This window comes from Mesorhizobium sp. B2-3-11, from assembly GCF_006442215.1.
GTDB classification, from domain to species: Bacteria; Pseudomonadota; Alphaproteobacteria; order Rhizobiales; family Rhizobiaceae; genus Mesorhizobium; species Mesorhizobium salmacidum.
Genome location: NZ_VFVS01000018.1, coordinates 83,214 through 101,757 on the forward strand (window position 1 = coordinate 83,214; position 18,544 = coordinate 101,757).

The window sequence follows — 18,544 nt, forward strand, 5'->3', positions numbered from 1 at the left end:
TCACAATCGGGTCACCCGATTAACAAACCATGGCTAAAAGGGACAGTTTTGCGTCTTAACGGGCCGTTGCAACCGCGTATCGCGATAGCCGTCACTTGCCACCGTGCCGCACAGCCCGCTCCATTCGCAGCCCCCGCATGCCTTGCGCACGTGGCCGGCCGAAAACGCCAGCCGCAGCCGCATCAGGGTCGCGGCATCGAGATCGAGGCGGACGCCGTCCCGGATCGGCCGAGCCAGCAGCGCTTCCACGTCATCGCCGGCCTGCCGGTCCCGCCCGGCCGCGCTGTCGCGCAAGCAGTGCGGTTCCGGCTCGCCAAGCAACGGGGCGCAGATGTCGTCCGGGCCGGAGACGAGGAGGATGTCCTCGCCCCGGCTCAGGCGCTCCGCGATCCCGTCATAATTGGCGATGAAGGCGGGGCTGTATCCCTTGCCCACATAGGTGAGCAGGCAAAGGAGATGATGGGCGCGAAGCCTGATCGTCACGGCTTCGGCAAGTTCATCTTGCCGCGCGGGAGCGCCATCAGTGTCGCGGAGCCAAGCGCCGACTTCAGCAACCCGCCGACGATAAACGGCACGAAGCCGAAGGTGATGGCCTTCTCGGCGCCGATCATGACGGCAAGCCAGGCCGTACCGAGAGCCAGGCAGGCGACGTTGCCGAGCAGCATGGCGGCGAAGGCAAGCAAAACCCTGTTGCCGTTCCAGCCGCGTTCGGCCAACCAGCCGACCAGCGCGCCGGTGATGGGGAAGGCAAAGAGATAGCCGCCCGTCGGGCCGACGAAATGCTGTATGCCGGCAGCGCCGCCGGCCAGGACCGGGAAGCCGACAGCACCTTCGACCAGCCAAGCGGCGATCGTCACCGCGCCAAGCCGCCAGCCATAGAGCGCGCCGATCAACGTTACCGCGAAGGTCTGCATGGTCACGGGAACAGGCACCATCGGCACCTCGATGTAGGAGGAGAGCGCAAGGAAGAGCGTGCCGAGCACGACGGCGCCGGCCTGCCAGCCGAGCGATCGCTGCTGAAGGCGCAGCGGGCTGAAGGATGGTCTGGCGGACGAGAATGCGAGGTTGGTCATAGGCTTCCCTTTGGTCGATCCAAAATTATAGATAATTTCTGCGTTCGATCTATTATCGAATCCACATTTTTGAACTGATAGCAAGCCCGGGCTCGGGAAAAGGACCCTAACCCACGATCGCGAAGGCTTCGCGCGTGGCGCCGGACGCTGTCCTGACCGGCTTGCGGCCAATCCATTGGACATGCCGTCCCAGTGTTGCCGCGGCCGATTCGGTATTTCCCTGCCGCAAGGCGCTGAGGATCGCCCGATGGTCCTGATCGGTGCGCGTCTCCCACTCCGAGCGCCATGCCGCGAACAGGAAGCGCGCGCTTGCCGCGTGCAGGTCGTCGATGGTGGCAAGCAGGCGCGGCATGCCGCATGGCGCCAGGATCAGCCGGTGAAAGGCGCGATTGGCCTCCTCCCACGACCTGACATCGCGGGATTTGTCGCCGGCCTTGGTCGCCTCCTCGGCCTGGTCGAGAATGGCCGAGGTCAGATGCGGCGCGGCGTGGCGCAGTGCCAGCACTTCGAGCGCCGCCCGCATTTCGGCGACCTCCTTGACCTCACCCAGATCGAAGGCCGCCACGCGCACGCCACGGCGCGGCTCGCTGACGGCGAGCCCCTGCGCCTCGAGGCGGCGGAAGGCCTCGCGCACGGGAACATGGCTGGTGTTGAATTCCTCGGCGACATGATCCTGCCGCAGCCTCGCCCCCGGCTCGATCGCGCCGGAAATGATGCGATCCGCCAATACCTTGCTGATGCGCACCGCTATGGTGTCGTCCGTGCCCTTTGCCATGATTTATAGATAATTTGCGGCAAGGCGGCTTGTCGAGACGGCAGGTCGAATTCACAGGCGTCTTTTCACTGGCGCAGCCCCGGGAAGCCCAGCGAAAGCCGGTCGCCTCAGTTCACCCGGCTGATGCAGAAATCGATGACGTCGATCAGCGCCGATTTCTGCGGCGTCTCTTCCAGAGGCGCCAAGGCGTCGCGGGCGATCTCGCCGAAATGGCGGGCGCGCCCGATCGTGTCGGCAATGGCGCCGTGGCGGGTCATCAGGCCGATCGCCTTTTCCAGCCCGGCGTCGTCGACCACATTGTCCTCGATGGCACGCTTCCAGAAGGTGCGTTCGGCCTTGCTGCCGCGCCGGTAGGCGAGGATGACCGGCAAGGTCACCTTGCCCTCGCGGAAATCGTCGCCGACATTCTTGCCGAGATCCTTGCTGGTGCCGCCATAGTCCAGCGCATCGTCGATGAGCTGGAAGGCAAGACCGAGATTGATTCCGTAGGAGCGCAGCGCAGCGCGATCGTTGCGGGTCGCCTGGGCGATAACCGGGCCAACCTCGGCGGCGGCCGAAAACAGCGCTGCGGTCTTCGCCTTGATGACGGCGAAGTGCTCGTCCTCGGTGGTTTCGAGGTTCTTGGCGGCGGCAAGCTGCATGACCTCGCCCTCGGCGATGATCGAGGCGGCGCTCGACAGGATGTCGAGCGCTTCGAGCGAGCCGACATCGACCATCATGCGGAAGGCCTGGCCGAGCAGGAAGTCACCGACCAGCACACTGGCCTGGTTGCCCCAGATCATGCGGGCGGTCTTCTTGCCGCGCCGCATGCCGCTTTCATCGACAACGTCGTCATGCAGAAGCGTGGCCGTATGCATGAACTCGACCGAAGTGGCGAGCTTGACGTGGCCCTCGCCGGCATAGCCGAACATCTGCGCCGCAGCCAGCGTCAGCATTGGCCTGAGCCGCTTGCCGCCGGACGAGATCAGATGGTTGGCGACTTCGGGAATCATCTCGACGTCGGAGCCGGCCTTGGACAGGATCAGTTTGTTGACGCGCCCCATATCGGCCGCCGTCAGATCGATCAAATCCTGGATGGAGGCGGGCTCCCGCTTCCCGTTTTCGATGTTGAGAACGACACCCACGACAATCACTCCCGTCTTGGTATAACGCGTGCGACGGCACCCTTAGTCCCGGCACGGACTCTAGGGCGGCGGGCACGGCCACGGCAAGTGGCGAATTGGCGCGGCGGCGACGACAACCTGTCAACGTCGGCAAATGCGGGAGCGCGGCCACACGTTTACATGCATGCTGCAACCTGCGAGTTTCTTGCGATGATAGAGCTAATCCGCACCAACGACGCCGTCATCATCTCGTTTGTCGAATCGCTGATGCGCGACGCCGGCATCGGCTGCTTCGTCGCCGACCAGAATATGAGCGTGCTCGACGGCTCGCTCGGCATCCTGCCGCGGCGCGTCATGGTCGACGCCGACCAGGCCGACGCAGCGCGACGCATCCTGACCGACGCCGGCATCGCCAACGAGATCCGCCAGAAATAATGTCCGCCGCGCCAGCCACCCTTGACACGGATATGCCGGCCCATACGGTCGATGCCTTCCACCGCGGCCGGTTCTGGCTCGTGCAGCCCAAGCATGGCGGCCATCGCGCCGGGATGGATGCGATGATGCTGGCCGCATCGGTGCCATCCTCGTTTGGCGGGCGGCTCGCCGATTTCGGGGCCGGCGCCGGTGCTGCCGGTCTGGCAGTGCTGTCGCGCTGTCCGGACGCCCAGGCTGTGCTGGTCGAACGCGCGCCTGAGATGGCTGCCTTCGCGGCGGCCACGCTTGCCCATCCCGGCAATGCGCATCTCAGCGATCGCGCGGCCGTGCTTGTCGCCGATGTCACCGTTTCGGGCCGGGCCCGGGCCGCCGCCGGCCTTGCCGACAATGATTTCGACTTCGTCATCATGAACCCGCCTTTCAACGCCGCACGGGACCGCGCCACATCGGACCGCCTGCGAAAAGACGCCCATGTCATGGAGGATGGCCTGTTCGAAAACTGGATCCGCAGTGCGGCAGCGGTTGTCAGGCCGCGCGGCGGGCTTGCCGTGATCGCCCGGCCCGAACAGCTCGGCTCCATTCTCGACGCGATTTCAGGCCGCTTCGGTGAAGCCGAGATGCTCGCCGTGCACCCTCGCCCGGACGCGGCGGCGATCCGCATTGTCGTGCGGGCGGCGCTTGGGGCGCGGGGAAAGCTCGCCATCCGTCCGCCCCTGATGCTTCACGCGCGATCGGGCAACGGCCCCGACGAGCGCAGCGAAATGATAACCAACGGGCTCGCCTCGCTGTTCGGAGACTGAGCTGTTCGCGGCCTGAACATTGCCGTTGGCCGGGAAATCACTACATGCCTGCAACCATCGCCGGAGACCACTTCATCGTGAAACGTCTTTTCAACCGTCTGCTGCCGAAGTCCTGGCGCTCCACCGTCGACACCATTCCGGTCATCCGGCTGCACGGCACCATCATGGCCGGCGGCGGTCCGTTCCGGCCGAGCCTGTCGCTTGCCTCCACCGCTGGGCTGATCGAAAAGGCGTTTTCCTTCGACGCGCCGGCAGTCGCGATCTCGATCAACTCCCCCGGCGGCTCCCCGGTGCAGTCGCGGCTGATCTTCAAGCGAATTCGCGACCTTGCGGTCGAGAAGAACAAAAAGGTGCTTGTCTTCGTCGAGGATGTCGCGGCGTCTGGCGGCTACATGATCGCTGTCGCCGGCGACGAGGTGTTCGCCGACCCCTCCTCCATCGTCGGATCGATCGGCGTGGTGTCGGCCTCGTTCGGTTTCCCGGAACTGATGAAGAAGATCGGCATCGAGCGCCGTGTCCACACCGCCGGCCAGAACAAGGCAGTGCTCGATCCGTTCAAGCCTGAGAAAAAGGAAGACGTCGAGCGGCTGAAGGTGCTGCAGCTCGAAGTGCACGAGACCTTCATCGATCTGGTCAAGGAGCGGCGCGGCACGAAGCTGGCGGACGATCCGGAGCTGTTCACCGGACTGTTCTGGACCGGCAAGAGAGGCTTGGAACTCGGCCTCGTCGATGCGCTCGGCGACATGCGCACGGTACTGAAGACCCGCTTCGGGCCGAAGACCCAGCTCAAGCTGATAACGGCGCCGCGCGGTCTGTTCGGCCGCTTCGGCCTGTTCGGCTCGAGCAAGGGCTTTTCAGCGCCCGATATCGCCGCGGCAGCGGCCAGCGGCGTCATCGATGCGGCGGAAGAGCGCGCATTGTGGGCGCGCTTCGGGCTTTGAAAAAGCCGTGAAAGCGTCTAGCATGGTTGCCCGAAAGACCCGACCGGCCGCCCTTACCGGCCCAGCGTGGTAGGAGTTTTGACATGCCGCAACTTATTTTCTTCGCCGTCGTCGGCATCGCCGCCTATTTCGGCTACCGCACCTTCCTGCGCGAGGCTGAGCGCGTGACGGCCAAGGTACGGCGGACCGAAAAGCAGGCAGCCAACGGCGCGATGGGAACGCTGGTCAAGGATCCGAAGACCGGCGAATACCGGCTGGCCAAGGACTGACCCTCATTTCACTCGCAATCGAGACTGTGGAGTCCGGTCCGCATGTCCGGACATGGGCAGCACCCGCCAAGATAAACCTTGCCCTGCACGTCACCGGCAGGCGCCCCGACGGCTATCATCTCATCGAAAGCCTGGCTGTGTTCACGCGCTTTGGCGACAGGATCGAGATCGCGCCGGCTGAAGGCGACGACTTCGCCGTATCCGGCCGCTACGCGCCGGACGTTCCGCCCGATGGCGACAATCTGGTGCTCAAGGCACGCGACGCGTTACGGCAGGCCACCGGTTTTCGGAGCACGCCGCCCGTGATCATCAGGCTCGAAAAGAACCTTCCAGTCGCGTCCGGCGTGGGCGGAGGGTCGAGCGACGCGGCGGCCGTGCTGCGCGGGCTGGTCGACAGCTGGGGGCTGGACATCGATAGCGCCGAGCTGGCGCGGATCGGTCTCTCGCTTGGCGCCGATGTGCCGATGTGCCTGGCGGCAAAGCCGCTGGTGGCGCGCGGCATCGGTGAGGAGCTGTCGATGGTGCCGGATTTTTCGGCGCTGGGTCTGGTGCTGGTCAATCCGGGCACGCCGGTCTCGACGACGGAAATCTTCGCAGCACTGTCCCAGCGCGACAATGGGCCACTGCCGCCGCTGCCGCGCAGCATCGAGTTTCACAGCCTGCGCAACTGGCTGGAGATCACCCGCAACGATCTCGAACCTGCGGCCCTTGCGATGCGGCCCGCCATAGGCAGGGCGCTTTCATGGCTTGATAAGGCCGGATCGGGTTTTTCACGAATGTCCGGATCTGGCGCGACATGCTTCGGCCTGTTCGAGACCGGCAATGTCGCCAAGCGCGCGGCGGCCGAGATCCGCAGCCGCCAGCCCGACTGGTTCGTCGCGGCAACACGCAGCATTGCATCGGAGGCTGAGTGAGATGGCCAGGATTGACGAGAGCCGTGCCTTCATTCCGGTGCGCATCGCGGTGCTGACGGTTTCCGACACACGCAGCCTCGCCAACGACAAATCCGGCCAGACGCTGGCCGATCGCATCACCGAGGCCGGCCACATCCTGGCCGGCCGGGATATCGTCACCGACGACCGCGAAAAAATCCGTGACACCGTTCTGGCGTGGTCGCGGGACAAGGCCATCGACGTCGTGATCACCACCGGTGGAACCGGTTTCACCGGCCGCGATGTGACACCCGAGGCGCTGGAGCCGATTTTCGAAAAGCGCATGGATGGCTTTTCGGAAGTTTTCCACCGCATCTCCTACGACAAGATCGGCACCTCGACGATCCAGAGCCGGGCGACCGGCGGCGTCGTCAACGCCACTTTCGTCTTCGTGCTGCCGGGCTCGCCCGGCGCCTGCAAGGATGCCTGGGACGGCATCCTCAAGGCACAGCTCGACTATCGGCACATGCCCTGCAACTTCGTCGAGATCATGCCGCGCCTGGACGAACATCTGCAGCGCGGCAAATCGGCCCCTTAAAAAGCAACGCCACGCAGAGCAGCTGCAAAAATCAACTGGGAGAGCGCTGCGCCTGCCTCGGTGGCGCCACCCAGATCTCGGCGTCGAGCTTCTTAGTCGCCAGACCGCGCGCCAACGCCTCGGCGCTGCCGGCAGTCTTGGCCAGAGATGCCGCCTGCCGCTTGCTGATCACCAGTCCGTCGGCGAGAGCACGGTTTGCGGAAAAGACCCTAGCCAGGAACGGCGTACGGCTGCCCCGCGCCCGCGCGAACCGGGCGGCCATGGTCTGCCTGGCCGTATGGGCGACGACCGCGTCGATCCAGCCCTCTACCAGCCTCGCACCCGGTTCGAGAAACAGCAGCCAGTCACCCTTGGCCTGGCGGATGCCGGCGGCGATGCCGCCGCTCCCCACATAGTGGCAGCCGGCATGCTCGGCGACACGATGCGTGTGGTCGGTGGAGCCGGTGTCGCAGACGACGACCTCTCGCACCACGCCCTCGACCGCGCCGCCAATCAGCGTCGCCAGCGTGCGGGCGAGACCCTCCTCGTCATTATGCGTTTCGATGAGAACACTGAGCATCGTGAGCCGAATAGCGGAAACCACTGACCGACGCCAGTTTTTGCATCGCGCCATAGAAAAGTTCTTGATTTGTTCTCATCAATAAAATAGGAATAATTTCATGAGCAGAGCGATTCGACACAACATGGACAGTCCCTGGGAGCGGGCGAAGATGGAACCGATCATGCGCGCCGATATTGCGGCCTTCGGAGCAGGACGAGCCGAGATGGCCAACGCGATGATCGAGCAGAGTGGCATGCGGGTCCGTCCGGACCGCAACCGTGGCCGATCGGCGGGCATCAATCCGTCTGGCCGGTTCGAACCTGTCAGCCGGCATGTCTTCGACGATGGGTGGAGTTCGCTGGAGGAGTTGCCCCCGTTCAAGACCGAGGTGCAGGTGGAGAAGCCGCGCACCATCATCACCCGCAACGAATCGCCCGACATCTCCTTCGACCGGTCGATCAATCCCTATCGCGGTTGCGAGCACGGTTGCGTCTATTGCTTCGCGCGGCCGACGCACTCGTTCATGGGCCTGTCGCCGGGCCTGGATTTCGAATCCAAGCTGTTCGCCAAGCCGGATGCGGCACGCCTGCTCGACAAGGAGTTGTCGAAGGATGGCTATCAACCGCGCACCATCGCCATCGGCACCAACACCGATCCCTACCAGCCGATCGAGAAGCAGTACCGGATCATGCGCGAAATCCTCGAAGTGCTGGAGGCACGCGGTCATCCGGTCGGCATCGTCACCAAGTCAGCCCTGGTGGTGCGCGACATCGACATTCTGTCGCGCATGGCCGAGCGCGGGCTCGCCAAGGTGGCGCTGTCGGTGACGACGCTTGACCGCATGCTGGCCAGGACGATGGAACCCCGCGCATCGACCCCGACCAAGCGGTTGGAAGCGATCAGGCAGCTTTCGGATGCCGGTATCCCGACTTCGGTGATGGTGGCGCCGATCATTCCGGGCCTGACCGACCAGGAGATGGAACGCATCCTCGACTCGGCACACCATGCCGGTGCGCGCGAGGCCGGCTATGTGGTGCTGCGCCTGCCGCTGGAGGTCAGCCCGATTTTCAAGGACTGGCTGCTGCGCCACTATCCCGACCGCTATCGCCACGTCATGTCGCTGATCCGTTCGATGCGCGACGGCAAGGACTACGATTCGGAGTGGGGCAAGCGCATGAAGGGCGCCGGACCTTATGCCTGGCAGATCGGCCGGCGCTTCGAGATCACCGCCAAGCGGCTCGGCCTCAATGCCGAACGGCGCACGCTGCGAACCGACCAGTTCGTCGCGGCCGGTAAGGACCAGGAGCAGTTGATGCTGCTCTGAAGCCGAAAACACCGCGGCTGTTCATTACCGCCGTGGCAAAAAAATCCCGTCCGGCCTGCCCCGGCCTGCAGACGGTGCCCTCCCGGTCCGGCGCCCCACCCGACCCGGAGGGACTTGCGGAGAATCAGAGCCGATGCGAACCTCGCCGCAACATGGCTCGCGCGCGTTCTGATTCTCCGCTTCTCTTCGAAATCGTCGAGAAACCCGATTTCTCCTTCGAGACGAAGGCGATGGCCGATGGCATGTGGCCGGTCGCAGGGATGGACGAGGCCGGCCGTGGCCCGTTGGCCGGGCCGGTGGTCGCGGCGGCAGTGGTACTCGACCCCGCCAACATTCCCGAAGGGCTCGACGATTCCAAACGGCTTAGCCACTTGCAGCGTGAAGCGCTGTTTCTGCGCATCATCGGCTCCGCGCTCGGCGTCTCGATGGCGTCGGTCAGCGCCGAAGGCATCGATGGCAGCAACATCCTCAAGGCGAGCCTCGAAGCGATGCGCCGCGCACTTGTCGGGCTGCCCATCCAGGCAAAGCTCGCGCTGGCGGATGGGCGCGACGTGCCGCCGGGACTGCCCTGCGAAGGGCGCGCGCTGATCAAGGGCGACCAGCGCTCGCAGTCGATCGCCGCAGCCTCGATCGTGGCCAAGGTCATGCGCGACCGCATGATGTGCGGCTGCGGCAATCATCACGATCGCTACGGCTTCGAAGTCCATATGGGCTACGCCACGGTCCGGCACCGTACGGCGATCGAGGCGCATGGCCCCGTCGCTCGGCTGCACCGCACCTCGTTTGCGCCGTTCCGGTTGGGCGGCGCCGAGGTGACGGAAGAAGAAGAAGAAGAAAGCTTCGCCGGGCTGGAGTAAAACGACGGCAGCGGTGTCGGTCGATCTCCCCCGTTGTGGGGGAGATTGGCAGCGTTGGCGCACCGCATAGAAAAGCCGCCAGGTTGCCCGGCGGCTCTTCAATATTGGTCGTTCAGCTCAGTTCAGCTTCGCCTTCACATCCTGCAGCGCGGACCTGAACAGGTCGGCTCCGGCCTTGGAATCGACCTTGGTGGCGAGCAATGCGCGTGCCGCCTCGACAGCGATGTCGACGGCGCTGGCACGCACTTCGCCGATCGCTTCGCGTTCGGCCTGGCCGATCTTCTGCTCCGCAAGCGCGGTGCGCCTGGCAACGTAATCCTCGGTCTTCTTGTGGGCATCGGCGGCCAGCAGATCTGCCTCGCGCTTTGCGGCCGCGACAATGTCGGCAGCTTCCTGCTCGGCTTCCTTGCGCTTCTTCTTGTACTGACCGAGCAGTTGCTGGGCTTCTTCGCGCAGCTTACGTGCCTCGTCGAGTTCACTGCTGATCCTGGCGGCGCGGGCGTCGAGCGCCTTGGCGATCATGCGGGGCACCTTGATATAGACGGCGATGCCCAGGAAGATGATCAGGGCAATCGTGGCCCAGAGCGTTGCGAGAGATGTAGCGTCCATGATGCGCTCCTCACCGGGCCACGGATTTGACCGCGGCCGCGATCTCGGCCTTGCTGGTCTTGCCGCCAACCAGTGCCTCGACGATCGCCGAAGCGGTGTCCTCGGCGATGCTGCCGACTTCCTTCATGGCGTTGGCCTTGATGGAAGCAATGCGTGCCTCGGCCTCGCCAAGCTTGGCGTCGAGCGCGGCCTCGATCTTCTTGCGCGCGGTCTCGGCTTCCGCCTTGGCCGCATCGTTGGCCTGCTGGCCGATCGAGTTGGCGTTCTTCTTGGCTTCAGCCAGTTCCTGCTCGTAAGCGGCAACGGCGGCGTCTGCCTCGCCCTTCAACTTGGCTGCCTGGTCGAGATCCTGGCTGATGCGGTCGTTGCGGACGTCGATGATGCCCCCGACGCGCGGCATTACGACCCGCTTCAGGAAAAGGTAGAACAGCCCGAACGTGATCGCCAGCCACAGAAGCTGCGACGGAAACGTCTCCGGATTGAATGGCGGAAACGTGCCGTGCGCTTCGGCAGGCACGCTGGTGCCGGAATGCGTGTCGCCTCCGGTCGCAGCGTGGCTGGTGTCGGCTGATGGCGCGGACTCTTGCGCGAAGGCAGATGTCACGAACATGGACTATCCCCAGATATCAGGCCCGCCGCTAGCGCGGCTGGCCTGTCCAATCTTCTCAGTACTCAGCCGAATAGGGCCAGCAGCGCGATGAGAAGCGAGAAGATGCCCAGAGCTTCGGTCACGGCGAAGCCGAAAATCAGGCGGCCGAACTGGCCGTCGGCAGCCGACGGGTTGCGCAGCGCGCCCGAGAGGTAGCTGCCGAAGATGTTGCCCAGGCCAATGCCCGCGCCACCCATGCCCAGGCAAGCGATGCCGGCGCCGATGTACTTTGCTGCTTCTGCGTCCATTTGTTCAACTCCTTTGGATCTGAAAATTCCGTTGCGATTTCATCCGGCACCAATGTTGGAAACTCTTGGGCCGGAACTCTTGGCCTCAGTGCCCGGGATGCAGGGCGTCGTTGAGATACATGCAGGTCAACACGGCAAAGACGTAGGCCTGCAAGAAAGCGACCAGCAGTTCAAGCGCCGTCAGCGCCACCGCCATCGCCAACGGCAGGATCGAACCCGCCACACCGACCGCGCCCAGCGCGGAGAGGCTGACGACGAACCCAGAGAACACTTTGAGAGTGATGTGGCCGGCAAGCATGTTGGCGAACAGACGAACCGAGAGGCTGACCGGGCGCGACACGAAGGAGATGACCTCGATCAGCACCACCAGCGGCAGCAGGAACACCGGCACGCCATGCGGCACGAACAGCTTGAGGAAACCAAGACCATGCTTCATGAAGCCGTAGACCACCACGGTTCCGATCACCAGGGCCGCGAGGCCGAAGGTGACGATGATGTGGCTTGTGACAGTGAAGAAATAGGGAAACAGGCCGAGCAGATTGGCGACCAGCACGAACATGAACAGCGAGAACACGAAGGGGAAGAACTTCATGCCCTGCGTGCCGGCGGCGTCGCGCAGCATGTTGCCGACGAATTCGTAAGCCATTTCGGAGACCGACTGCAGTCGGCCTGGAACCAGGCTGCGGCTCGACGTCGTCAGGAACAGGAACGCCGCGGCAACGACGACGGTGGCGACCATGAACAGGGCGGAATTGGTGAAAGACAGGTCATAGCCGCCGATCTCGATCGGTATCAGCTTGTTGATATGGAACTGGTGGATCGGATCGACCTTGTCAGCTGCCACTTTCAAACCCCGTCAATGCCGCGTACGGCTAAATTACCATTGCCGCCTGAAGGGCGGTCATTTGCTGTCGTCCCGGTCATGGCGCGGCTTGGCACCTTGTCCGAATTCCGCCACAACGCCAGCCGAACGCATGACATTGAGCACGCCGGCGCCAAAACCAAGCAGCAGGAAAACGATCAGACCCCACGGCGATGTCCCCGCCATACGGTCGATGATCCAGCCGATGCCGGCGCCCACCACCACCCCGGCGATAAACTCGCTGGATAGTTTGATCGCCTGACCGTATCCGGTCACTGGTTTCGCGTCGTCTTTCCCCTCGAGCCGGTTCGGCAGCCTTGTCGCAAGCGATGCTCCAAGTTCACGCCGACGTCGCTCAAGATCGTCGTCGCGGATTTCGGGGTCATGCTCTTTGCCACGGCCGGTTTCTCCGGTTCCGTCTGGCCCTTTTTTTTCGGCCATCGCAACCCCCCTGCCCGGGCAGACCGTCACCGTCCGTCCGCTTCTAAAGTCGCCGGCAACATAGTTAGAGGGTTTGCGCCCGTCAAGCCACGGACGGAACTTCCGAGCTGTGTATTTTAGACAACGAAATCAATGCACTAGCAAGGTGCGACATCGTGCCCGCGGCGATCAGGGGGATGCGCCGCGCGAATCCCCCAGACAACGGCTCTCCGATCGACCGTGCGACCGCGCGAAAAGAACGGCGGGCGGCGGCCGCTCAACTCCAGCCGCCACCATAGGTCCGGTAAAAGATATGCAGGCCGATCTTGGTCATCTTCTGCATTGTGCGCGCCCAGCCGGGATGGACATAATTGGCATAGTAGTGGGTGGACGATCCTACTTCCGGAATGAAGATCTTGCCGGCGGTGACGGCCATGCCGATGTCCTGTGCGGTCTGGTATGCGACAGGATTGTCGATGCGCTTCTTCCTGCCGTCGCAAGCGAATGAAAACTGACAGCGGTTGAACCAGTTGTCGTTCTGGTAGACGACGCCGCAGATCGAATTGGGATAGGCGGGATTGCGGACCCGGTTGAGGATCACCTGGGCGACGGCGGCCTGGCCGCGCACGGCTTCGCCGCGTGCCTCGAAATAGATGCCGTTGGCCAGGCATTTCTGCTCCGGCTTGGAGAAGACGCCGGCAGGAAGCGGATTCTGGATCCAGGCGTGGTCGCCCTTGGCCATCGGCGGAATGAAGCGGCCGCTGTTGGGCTGCTCGTCCTGAAGCAGGGCTTCAAAGGGCGAGGCCTTGGCATAGTCCGGCGCGGATTGCGCATAGGCGGTCGCCAGCACATCGGGATGGTCGTTGTTGACGAGGGCGGCAAGCATGGCCGGCACGCCGGGATCCGGCTTCCTGTCCTCACGCGCGTGGAAGGCCGCGGCGATCTGGATTTCCTTGCCTTTGATCTGAGGCTTGGCGAATGCCATTTTCAGGTCGCTGTCCATGCTCGGCCGCATCAGCGAGGAGGTCCGCTGGAAGATCGAGCCGGCATTGAAGTTCTTCGGCGGCGCTACGGGAGAGACCTGGACGATGCGGCCCTTCTTGTCGGCGCGCACGACGCGATCCTCGTCGGGCGACCCGCTGACCTTGCCGCCCTTGCCGCGGAACGAAACGGAGCCGATGCCGGGAAGGCGAACGCCGGAACCCGAGATCGAGCCGGTGATGTCGGACTCGACGAACGGCATCTCGGCCGCGTGGACCGAACCGGCGACGGATTTCTCGACATAGGAGTTCCAGCGCGCGGTCGGCGATTCAAGGCCGGAAACCAGGCTGGTCATGTCCTGGTAGGCGGCGACGGTCGGAAAGCCGATCCAGATACCGAGACCGATGATGAACGGAGACACAAGGCTGCGTTTCTCACCGGCGGCGGCCATCAGCCGCTTCAACACACGTCGATGCACGGAACTCTCTCCAGGAACGCAACTGACCCCACTGGAGAGCAAAATGATGCATTAACCTTGATGGGACGTTAACGGGATCGGTCGGGTTTTCCCGGTCGGTTCAAGGTCGTGGCTTCGAAGTCGGGCGGTTTTGCGGCGGGAACTCAGGCCCGCGGCTGGAAGATCGGCCAGGCGATCAGCGCGCAAACCGCGGCCGACAGCCAGACGCCGGGCCAGGACCAGAGGTGCAGCAGCCCCGGAATGGCTACCGGCACCAGGAAGAAGCCGACGAAGACAAAGCTGTTGGCGAGGCTGAGCGCGGTTCCGACATGGCCGGCACCGGCCAGCGTGGCAAGCTCGGTATAGGCAACGCCGTGCCAGGCGGAGACCGAGATGCCGGCGACGACGAGCACCAAGGGCAGGACAGCGATCAGGAAGGATTGGCTGCCAGGCATTGCGGGTACGGCCAGAACCAGCACCCAGAGCATCACGAAGGCCAGGGCGCTCAGCGCACTACACAAGCGAAGAAACTGACGGCGGTTGCCGTGGCGGTCGGTGAAGCGGCCGCTCCAGACGCGCATGACCATGGCACCGACCTGTACTGCGGCGAGGCTGGTGCTGATCGCCGTCGTGCCAAGTCCGGCAAAGTCGTGCAGGAACACCGATGCGAAAGTGAGGACCGCCACTTGCGGAAAACAGAGCAGGCCGATGGCGGTCGAGATGCGCCAGACCTCTGTGTTGCGCAACGGTGCCGGACCGGCCACGCCAGACGGAACGGCGTGGCCGCCACCCGCCGCCGGCGGTTCGTGCAGCCAACGCCAGGCGAACAGGGCGGAGAGAGCGGATGCCGCCGCCAGGAGCCCGAACACCGCGGCAAAACCGAAAGCCAGGGCAAGCGAAGGCAGGACGAGCGCGCCGAGGCCGCCGCCAAGCGGCACCGCCGTCTGCCTGATGCTCATGGCAAAACCGCGCTCATTCTCGCTGAACCAGGCCATGATGGCGCGACCGCTCGAACCGTTGACACTGCCGCCGAGCAGTCCCGTGACGAGCAGGCTTGCCGCCAGCAGCGTGACATCGGGAATGCCCGCCCTTGTCGGCACCACGAGCATCGCCATTGCAAGCAGCCACGCCGCCGTCGCGCCAAGCCCGATCAGAAGCACGCGGCGATCCCCCCAGCGGTCGGTGAGCAGACCCCATGGCAGTTCGCTGAGCGCAACCCCCAGCCCGAGAAGGCCGAGCGCCAGGCCGAGTTCGGCATTGTTCAAGTGATAGCCTTGGCGAAGCACGACCGCCGTGGCCGGTATGCCCGAAAAAGTGGCCGAGAAACCGGCGTTCGCGGCAACCCCGATACCCAGGACCTTCCAGCGATGATTAGGCCCGAAGGTCCGGCCGGCCGGGATGGTGGCGGCGCCTCGCCCGGATGGTTGGTAATCGTTGCGAATGACGGTGGCAGACATGATTCCATTCCCGTGACGCCGGTCGAGCGGCCTTGACGGGATGGATGTAGCGCCATAGCTTCATCCATAAAATCAGGAAGTTTTTGATTAATAATCCTGAAAACAAGGACGATCCAATGCGACGTGTCACATTCGATCTTGACGTGCTGAGAACTTTCATCACCGGGATGGAACTGGGAAGTTTCGCCAGGGCAGCCGAGCGGCTTGGCCGCTCGACCTCCGCCGTCAGCGCACAGTTGAAGAAACTGGAGGAGCAGGCCGATACGCCGATCTTCCGCAAGGCGGGGCGCGGCCTGTCACTGACCGAAGCCGGCGAGACGATGCTCGGCTATGCGCGGCGCCTGATCGAGCTCAATGACGAGGCAGCATTGGCCATCCGTGACGTCGAATTGGAGGGCTGGGTGCGGCTCGGCCTGCAGGAGGATTTCGGCGAAGCCGTGTTGCCGGAAGTGCTCGGTCGCTTCGCCCGTGCCCATCCCAAAGTTCGGATCGAAGCACGGATCGGGCGCAGCCACGAACTGGCCGAGCGTATCCTCTCCGGCAATCTCGACATCGCACTCGCCTGGCATGACGGCACGAAGCTGCCATACAGCCGGCATGTCGCCGACGTGCAGGCGCGCTGGATCGGCCCGGCAAAACCGATGGAGGCAGGCCCACACACTGACGAGACGCTGCAACTGGTTGTGTTCGAGGCGCCTTGCCTGCTGCGCACCGTGGCGACCGAGACGCTGGATCGTGCCGGGCGGCCCTGGCGCATGGCGTTCTCCAGCCCTAGCCTTGGCGGCATATGGGCGGCGGTGGCAGCAGGCCTCGGGCTGACGATCCGCACCAATATCGGCCTGCCCGCAAATGTCAGGGCGCTCGCGCCCGGAGTGCTCGGGCTGCCGCCGCTGCCGAAGATGGCGCTGCACCTGCAGCAGAAGGATGCCGAGCTCGATCCGGTCGCGGCGCGGCTAGCCGACATCCTGCTGCAATCGGCGTTCGAGGCGTTGCCTGAGGGCGCCGAGACGAAAGAGAACCTGCTGAAAGTCGCTTAAGCGTTGCCGAGCCGAGCCTCAGCGCTTCTTCGCCCTGCCAGCGAAGGGGTTGTCCGAAGTGCGCAGCGCGATGCGGATCGGCACGCCCGGCATGTCGAAGGCTTCGCGCAGGCTGTTGGACAGATAGCGGACATAGCTTTGCGGCATCGCGTCCGGCCGCGAGCACTGGACCACGAAGCCCGGCGGCCGCGTCTTGGCCTGGGTGACGTATTTGACCTTCAGCCGGCGCCCGGCAACGGCGGGCGGCGGATGATGCGTCAGGATGGCTTCGAGCCAGCGGTTGAGCTTGCCGGTCGAAACACGGCTGTTCCAGACCTTGTGCGTCTTCAGCACCGCATCCATCAACTTGTCGAGGCCGCGTCCGGTCTCGGCCGAGACTGGCACGGCCTGGATGCCGCGCGCCTGCGGCAACAGCCGCTCGGTCTTCTCGCGCAGTTCGGCCAACAGCTCCTGCGGGTTGTCGATGAGGTCCCATTTGTTGAAGGCGATCACCGGTGCCCGGCCCTCGCGGATGATCAGGTCGGCGATCTGCAGATCCTGCTTCTCGAAGGGAATGGTGGCGTCGAGCACGATGATGACGATCTCGGCGAAGCGGATGGCGCGCAAGCCATCCTGCACCGACATCACTTCCAGCTTCTCGTGGATCCTGGCCTTGCGGCGCATGCCGGCCGTGTCGAACAGTTTTATGCGGCGGCCGCGCCAGTCCCAGTCGACGGAGATGGAATCGCGGGTGATGCCGGCTTCCGGTCCGGTCAGCAGCCGCTCCTCGCCGATCAGTGCATTGATCAGCGTCGACTTTCCGGCGTTAGGACGGCCAACGACGGCGATGCGCATCGGCTTGGTGTCGTCATAGGCCGGCTCTGCATCCGGATCGGCGATGTCCTCGCCGATCAGCACTTCGTTGGCGGCGGCTTCTTCGTCTTCGCCGTCCTCGTCTTCACCGAAGGCGCGCGCCTGGCCAAGCGCTTCGATCACGGCGTCGCGCAGGTCGGGCATGCCCTGGCCGTGCTCGGCCGAAACCGGGATCGGCTCGCCAAGCCCGAGCTCCCAGGCTTCCAGCATGCCGCCTTGCGCGCCGCGCGCCTCGGCCTTGTTGGCGACCAGCACAACCGGTTTGCCGGATTTGCGCACGATCTCGGCAAAGGTCCTGTCATCCGGCAACAGGCCGGACTTGGCGTCGATGGTGAAGAAGATCAGATCCGCCTCGCGGATGGCGATTTCGGTCTGCGCGCGCATGCGTCCCGGCAAGGTCGAAGCGCCGGCATCCTCGAAGCCCGCTGTGTCGATGACATCGAAATGAAGATCGTAAAGCTTGGCGGCATGGACACGGCGATCACGGGTAACGCCCGGCGTGTCGTCGACAAGCGCCAGCTTCCTTCCGACCAGCCGATTGAAAAGCGTCGATTTGCCGACGTTAGGTCTGCCTATGATGGCGACTTTGAAGGTCACGATGCACTGCCCGACCCGCGGATCAGCTCGGACATCAAGGTCGCCCGCTCTCGCGTGTTGCGCGGGGCGCCGTCATCGGAGGCGATCTGGTCGAACAGTTTCAGGGCGTCCTGGGTCTTGCCTTCCTTCCAGGCGGCAAGCCCAAGCGCCTCGCGTGCGCTGTGGCGCAGCGTGTTGGTGTCCGATGTCAGCGCCTCGACGCGGCTCGACACGTCGGCGAAGGAGCCGTGATCGACGAGCAGGAGCGCCGCCCTCAGCCGCGCCATGTCGCGCAGACCCTGGGGAATAGCGGTGTCGGCGGCGACATCGTCGAAATCCTTGACGGCGGCATCGACGTCGCCCTTGTTGGCCTTGACGGTCGCGGCGCGCATGCGGGCGAGCAGCGGATAGGCGCCGTAGCCATCCTTCTCCAGCTGAATGAGCGCGGCCAGCGCGTCATCGTTCTTGCCGTCATTGGCGAGCTTCAGCGCCTGCGAGAAGGCGTCGCCGGAGCGGTTGGCACGTGTCTCGTCCCAATAGCGATAGCCGACGAAGGCGGCGGTACCGAGCACCACCAGGAGGGCAATCACAAGCAAGGCCGGGCCGAAACGGTCCCACAGCTTCTGCGCTTGTTCGCGACGCATCTCGTCATTGACTTCGCGGATAAAACTGTCGTCGGACATCAATCAAACCATTCCTGCCCCGGGCCGGGGCGGTTCATGAGCCCGCGTTTTAGCGAAATTTTGTCGGCATGGAAGGGGTTCGAGCGGAAAATCGGCTATTGCCGGGGCAAACGAATGTTTGTCCC

At 64.2% G+C, this 18,544-nt stretch carries 23 protein-coding genes; 9 read left to right on the plus strand and 14 right to left on the minus strand.

What is annotated here, in order from left to right; genetic code table 11:
• Nucleotides 1–33: 33 nt before the first annotated feature.
• The 4 genes from FJ960_RS22620 to FJ960_RS22635 form a co-directional block, all read right to left on the minus strand.
• Entirely contained in the window at nt 34–483 is a 450-nt protein-coding gene (locus tag FJ960_RS22620; protein WP_140716895.1) for a DUF1284 domain-containing protein, read from the minus strand.
• Nucleotides 480–1,073 carry a biotin transporter BioY gene (locus FJ960_RS22625; RefSeq protein WP_140716897.1) on the minus strand — a complete coding sequence of 198 codons (594 nt, stop codon included), beginning with the start codon at nt 1,071–1,073 and terminating at the stop codon, nt 480–482. The genes FJ960_RS22620 and FJ960_RS22625 overlap by 4 nt, the downstream gene beginning before the upstream one ends.
• 106 nt (nt 1,074–1,179) lie before the next feature.
• Nucleotides 1,180–1,848, minus strand: coding sequence for a GntR family transcriptional regulator (locus FJ960_RS22630; protein ID WP_140507868.1), 669 nt, complete (start codon nt 1,846–1,848; stop codon nt 1,180–1,182).
• A gap of 107 nt (nt 1,849–1,955) precedes the next feature.
• The gene (locus FJ960_RS22635; RefSeq protein WP_140716899.1) at nt 1,956–2,972 is read right to left on the minus strand and encodes a polyprenyl synthetase family protein; all 1,017 of its coding nucleotides are present in this window, start codon (nt 2,970–2,972) and stop codon (nt 1,956–1,958) included.
• A 189-nt stretch (nt 2,973–3,161) separates the two neighbouring features.
• Between FJ960_RS22635 and FJ960_RS22640 the strand changes: the two genes are divergently transcribed.
• The 6 genes from FJ960_RS22640 to moaB all read left to right on the plus strand — a co-directional run bounded on the left by FJ960_RS22640 (nt 3,162) and on the right by moaB (nt 6,866).
• Nucleotides 3,162–3,386: a DUF2007 domain-containing protein gene (locus tag FJ960_RS22640; protein WP_027142312.1), complete on the plus strand. Its 225-nt coding sequence runs from the start codon at nt 3,162–3,164 to the stop codon at nt 3,384–3,386.
• Nucleotides 3,386–4,186 (plus strand): methyltransferase, encoded by an 801-nt coding sequence (locus FJ960_RS22645; RefSeq protein WP_140716901.1) that lies wholly within the window; start codon nt 3,386–3,388, stop codon nt 4,184–4,186. The genes FJ960_RS22640 and FJ960_RS22645 overlap by 1 nt, the downstream gene beginning before the upstream one ends.
• A gap of 77 nt (nt 4,187–4,263) precedes the next feature.
• On the plus strand, nt 4,264–5,127 hold the full coding sequence (locus FJ960_RS22650; RefSeq protein WP_140507976.1) for a S49 family peptidase: 864 nt from the start codon (nt 4,264–4,266) through the stop codon (nt 5,125–5,127).
• A gap of 83 nt (nt 5,128–5,210) precedes the next feature.
• A complete protein-coding gene (locus FJ960_RS22655) occupies nt 5,211–5,396 on the plus strand; it encodes a membrane protein (RefSeq protein WP_027142309.1) in 186 nt (61 codons plus the stop codon).
• Between the two features lie 26 nt (nt 5,397–5,422).
• On the plus strand, nt 5,423–6,310 hold the full coding sequence (locus tag FJ960_RS22660; RefSeq protein ID WP_140716903.1) for a 4-(cytidine 5'-diphospho)-2-C-methyl-D-erythritol kinase: 888 nt from the start codon (nt 5,423–5,425) through the stop codon (nt 6,308–6,310).
• 1 nt (nt 6,311) lies between these two features.
• Nucleotides 6,312–6,866, plus strand: coding sequence for a molybdenum cofactor biosynthesis protein B (gene moaB, locus FJ960_RS22665; RefSeq protein ID WP_140716905.1), 555 nt, complete (start codon nt 6,312–6,314; stop codon nt 6,864–6,866).
• 31 nt (nt 6,867–6,897) lie between these two features.
• On the opposite strand, the gene FJ960_RS22670 is transcribed toward moaB, so the two are convergent.
• Nucleotides 6,898–7,425 carry a glycosyltransferase gene (locus FJ960_RS22670; protein WP_140716907.1) on the minus strand — a complete coding sequence of 176 codons (528 nt, stop codon included), beginning with the start codon at nt 7,423–7,425 and terminating at the stop codon, nt 6,898–6,900.
• Nucleotides 7,426–7,576: 151 nt separating this feature from the next.
• Here FJ960_RS22670 and FJ960_RS22675 point away from each other — a divergent pair, with 151 nt between their 5' ends.
• Nucleotides 7,577–8,731: a PA0069 family radical SAM protein gene (locus FJ960_RS22675; RefSeq protein WP_140716982.1), complete on the plus strand. Its 1,155-nt coding sequence runs from the start codon at nt 7,577–7,579 to the stop codon at nt 8,729–8,731.
• A gap of 152 nt (nt 8,732–8,883) precedes the next feature.
• Nucleotides 8,884–9,588 (plus strand): ribonuclease HII, encoded by a 705-nt coding sequence (locus tag FJ960_RS22680; RefSeq protein WP_140716909.1) that lies wholly within the window; start codon nt 8,884–8,886, stop codon nt 9,586–9,588.
• 117 nt (nt 9,589–9,705) lie between these two features.
• On the opposite strand, the gene FJ960_RS22685 is transcribed toward FJ960_RS22680, so the two are convergent.
• The 7 genes from FJ960_RS22685 to FJ960_RS22715 form a co-directional block, all read right to left on the minus strand.
• Nucleotides 9,706–10,197, minus strand: a complete 492-nt coding sequence (locus FJ960_RS22685; RefSeq protein WP_140716911.1) for a F0F1 ATP synthase subunit B — start codon at nt 10,195–10,197, stop codon at nt 9,706–9,708.
• Nucleotides 10,198–10,207: 10 nt separating this feature from the next.
• On the minus strand, nt 10,208–10,807 hold the full coding sequence (locus FJ960_RS22690; protein WP_140507881.1) for a F0F1 ATP synthase subunit B: 600 nt from the start codon (nt 10,805–10,807) through the stop codon (nt 10,208–10,210).
• A 62-nt stretch (nt 10,808–10,869) separates the two neighbouring features.
• Nucleotides 10,870–11,094 (minus strand): F0F1 ATP synthase subunit C, encoded by a 225-nt coding sequence (locus FJ960_RS22695; protein ID WP_013896722.1) that lies wholly within the window; start codon nt 11,092–11,094, stop codon nt 10,870–10,872.
• An 85-nt stretch (nt 11,095–11,179) separates the two neighbouring features.
• The gene (locus tag FJ960_RS22700; RefSeq protein ID WP_027142301.1) at nt 11,180–11,938 is read right to left on the minus strand and encodes a F0F1 ATP synthase subunit A; all 759 of its coding nucleotides are present in this window, start codon (nt 11,936–11,938) and stop codon (nt 11,180–11,182) included.
• A gap of 57 nt (nt 11,939–11,995) precedes the next feature.
• Nucleotides 11,996–12,397, minus strand: a complete 402-nt coding sequence (locus tag FJ960_RS22705; protein ID WP_027142300.1) for an AtpZ/AtpI family protein — start codon at nt 12,395–12,397, stop codon at nt 11,996–11,998.
• 256 nt (nt 12,398–12,653) lie between these two features.
• Nucleotides 12,654–13,835: a cell wall hydrolase gene (locus FJ960_RS22710; RefSeq protein ID WP_140716913.1), complete on the minus strand. Its 1,182-nt coding sequence runs from the start codon at nt 13,833–13,835 to the stop codon at nt 12,654–12,656.
• Nucleotides 13,836–13,978: 143 nt separating this feature from the next.
• Nucleotides 13,979–15,271 carry an MFS transporter gene (locus tag FJ960_RS22715; protein WP_140716915.1) on the minus strand — a complete coding sequence of 431 codons (1,293 nt, stop codon included), beginning with the start codon at nt 15,269–15,271 and terminating at the stop codon, nt 13,979–13,981.
• 116 nt (nt 15,272–15,387) lie between these two features.
• Between FJ960_RS22715 and FJ960_RS22720 the strand changes: the two genes are divergently transcribed.
• The gene (locus FJ960_RS22720) at nt 15,388–16,308 is read left to right on the plus strand and encodes a LysR substrate-binding domain-containing protein (RefSeq protein ID WP_140716917.1); all 921 of its coding nucleotides are present in this window, start codon (nt 15,388–15,390) and stop codon (nt 16,306–16,308) included.
• Nucleotides 16,309–16,326: 18 nt separating this feature from the next.
• On the opposite strand, the gene der is transcribed toward FJ960_RS22720, so the two are convergent.
• Nucleotides 16,327–17,757 (minus strand): ribosome biogenesis GTPase Der, encoded by a 1,431-nt coding sequence (gene der, locus FJ960_RS22725; protein ID WP_140716919.1) that lies wholly within the window; start codon nt 17,755–17,757, stop codon nt 16,327–16,329.
• Nucleotides 17,754–18,419, minus strand: coding sequence for a tetratricopeptide repeat protein (locus tag FJ960_RS22730; RefSeq protein WP_140716920.1), 666 nt, complete (start codon nt 18,417–18,419; stop codon nt 17,754–17,756). Before FJ960_RS22730 ends, der begins: the two co-directional genes overlap by 4 nt.
• Nucleotides 18,420–18,544: the final 125 nt, after the last annotated feature.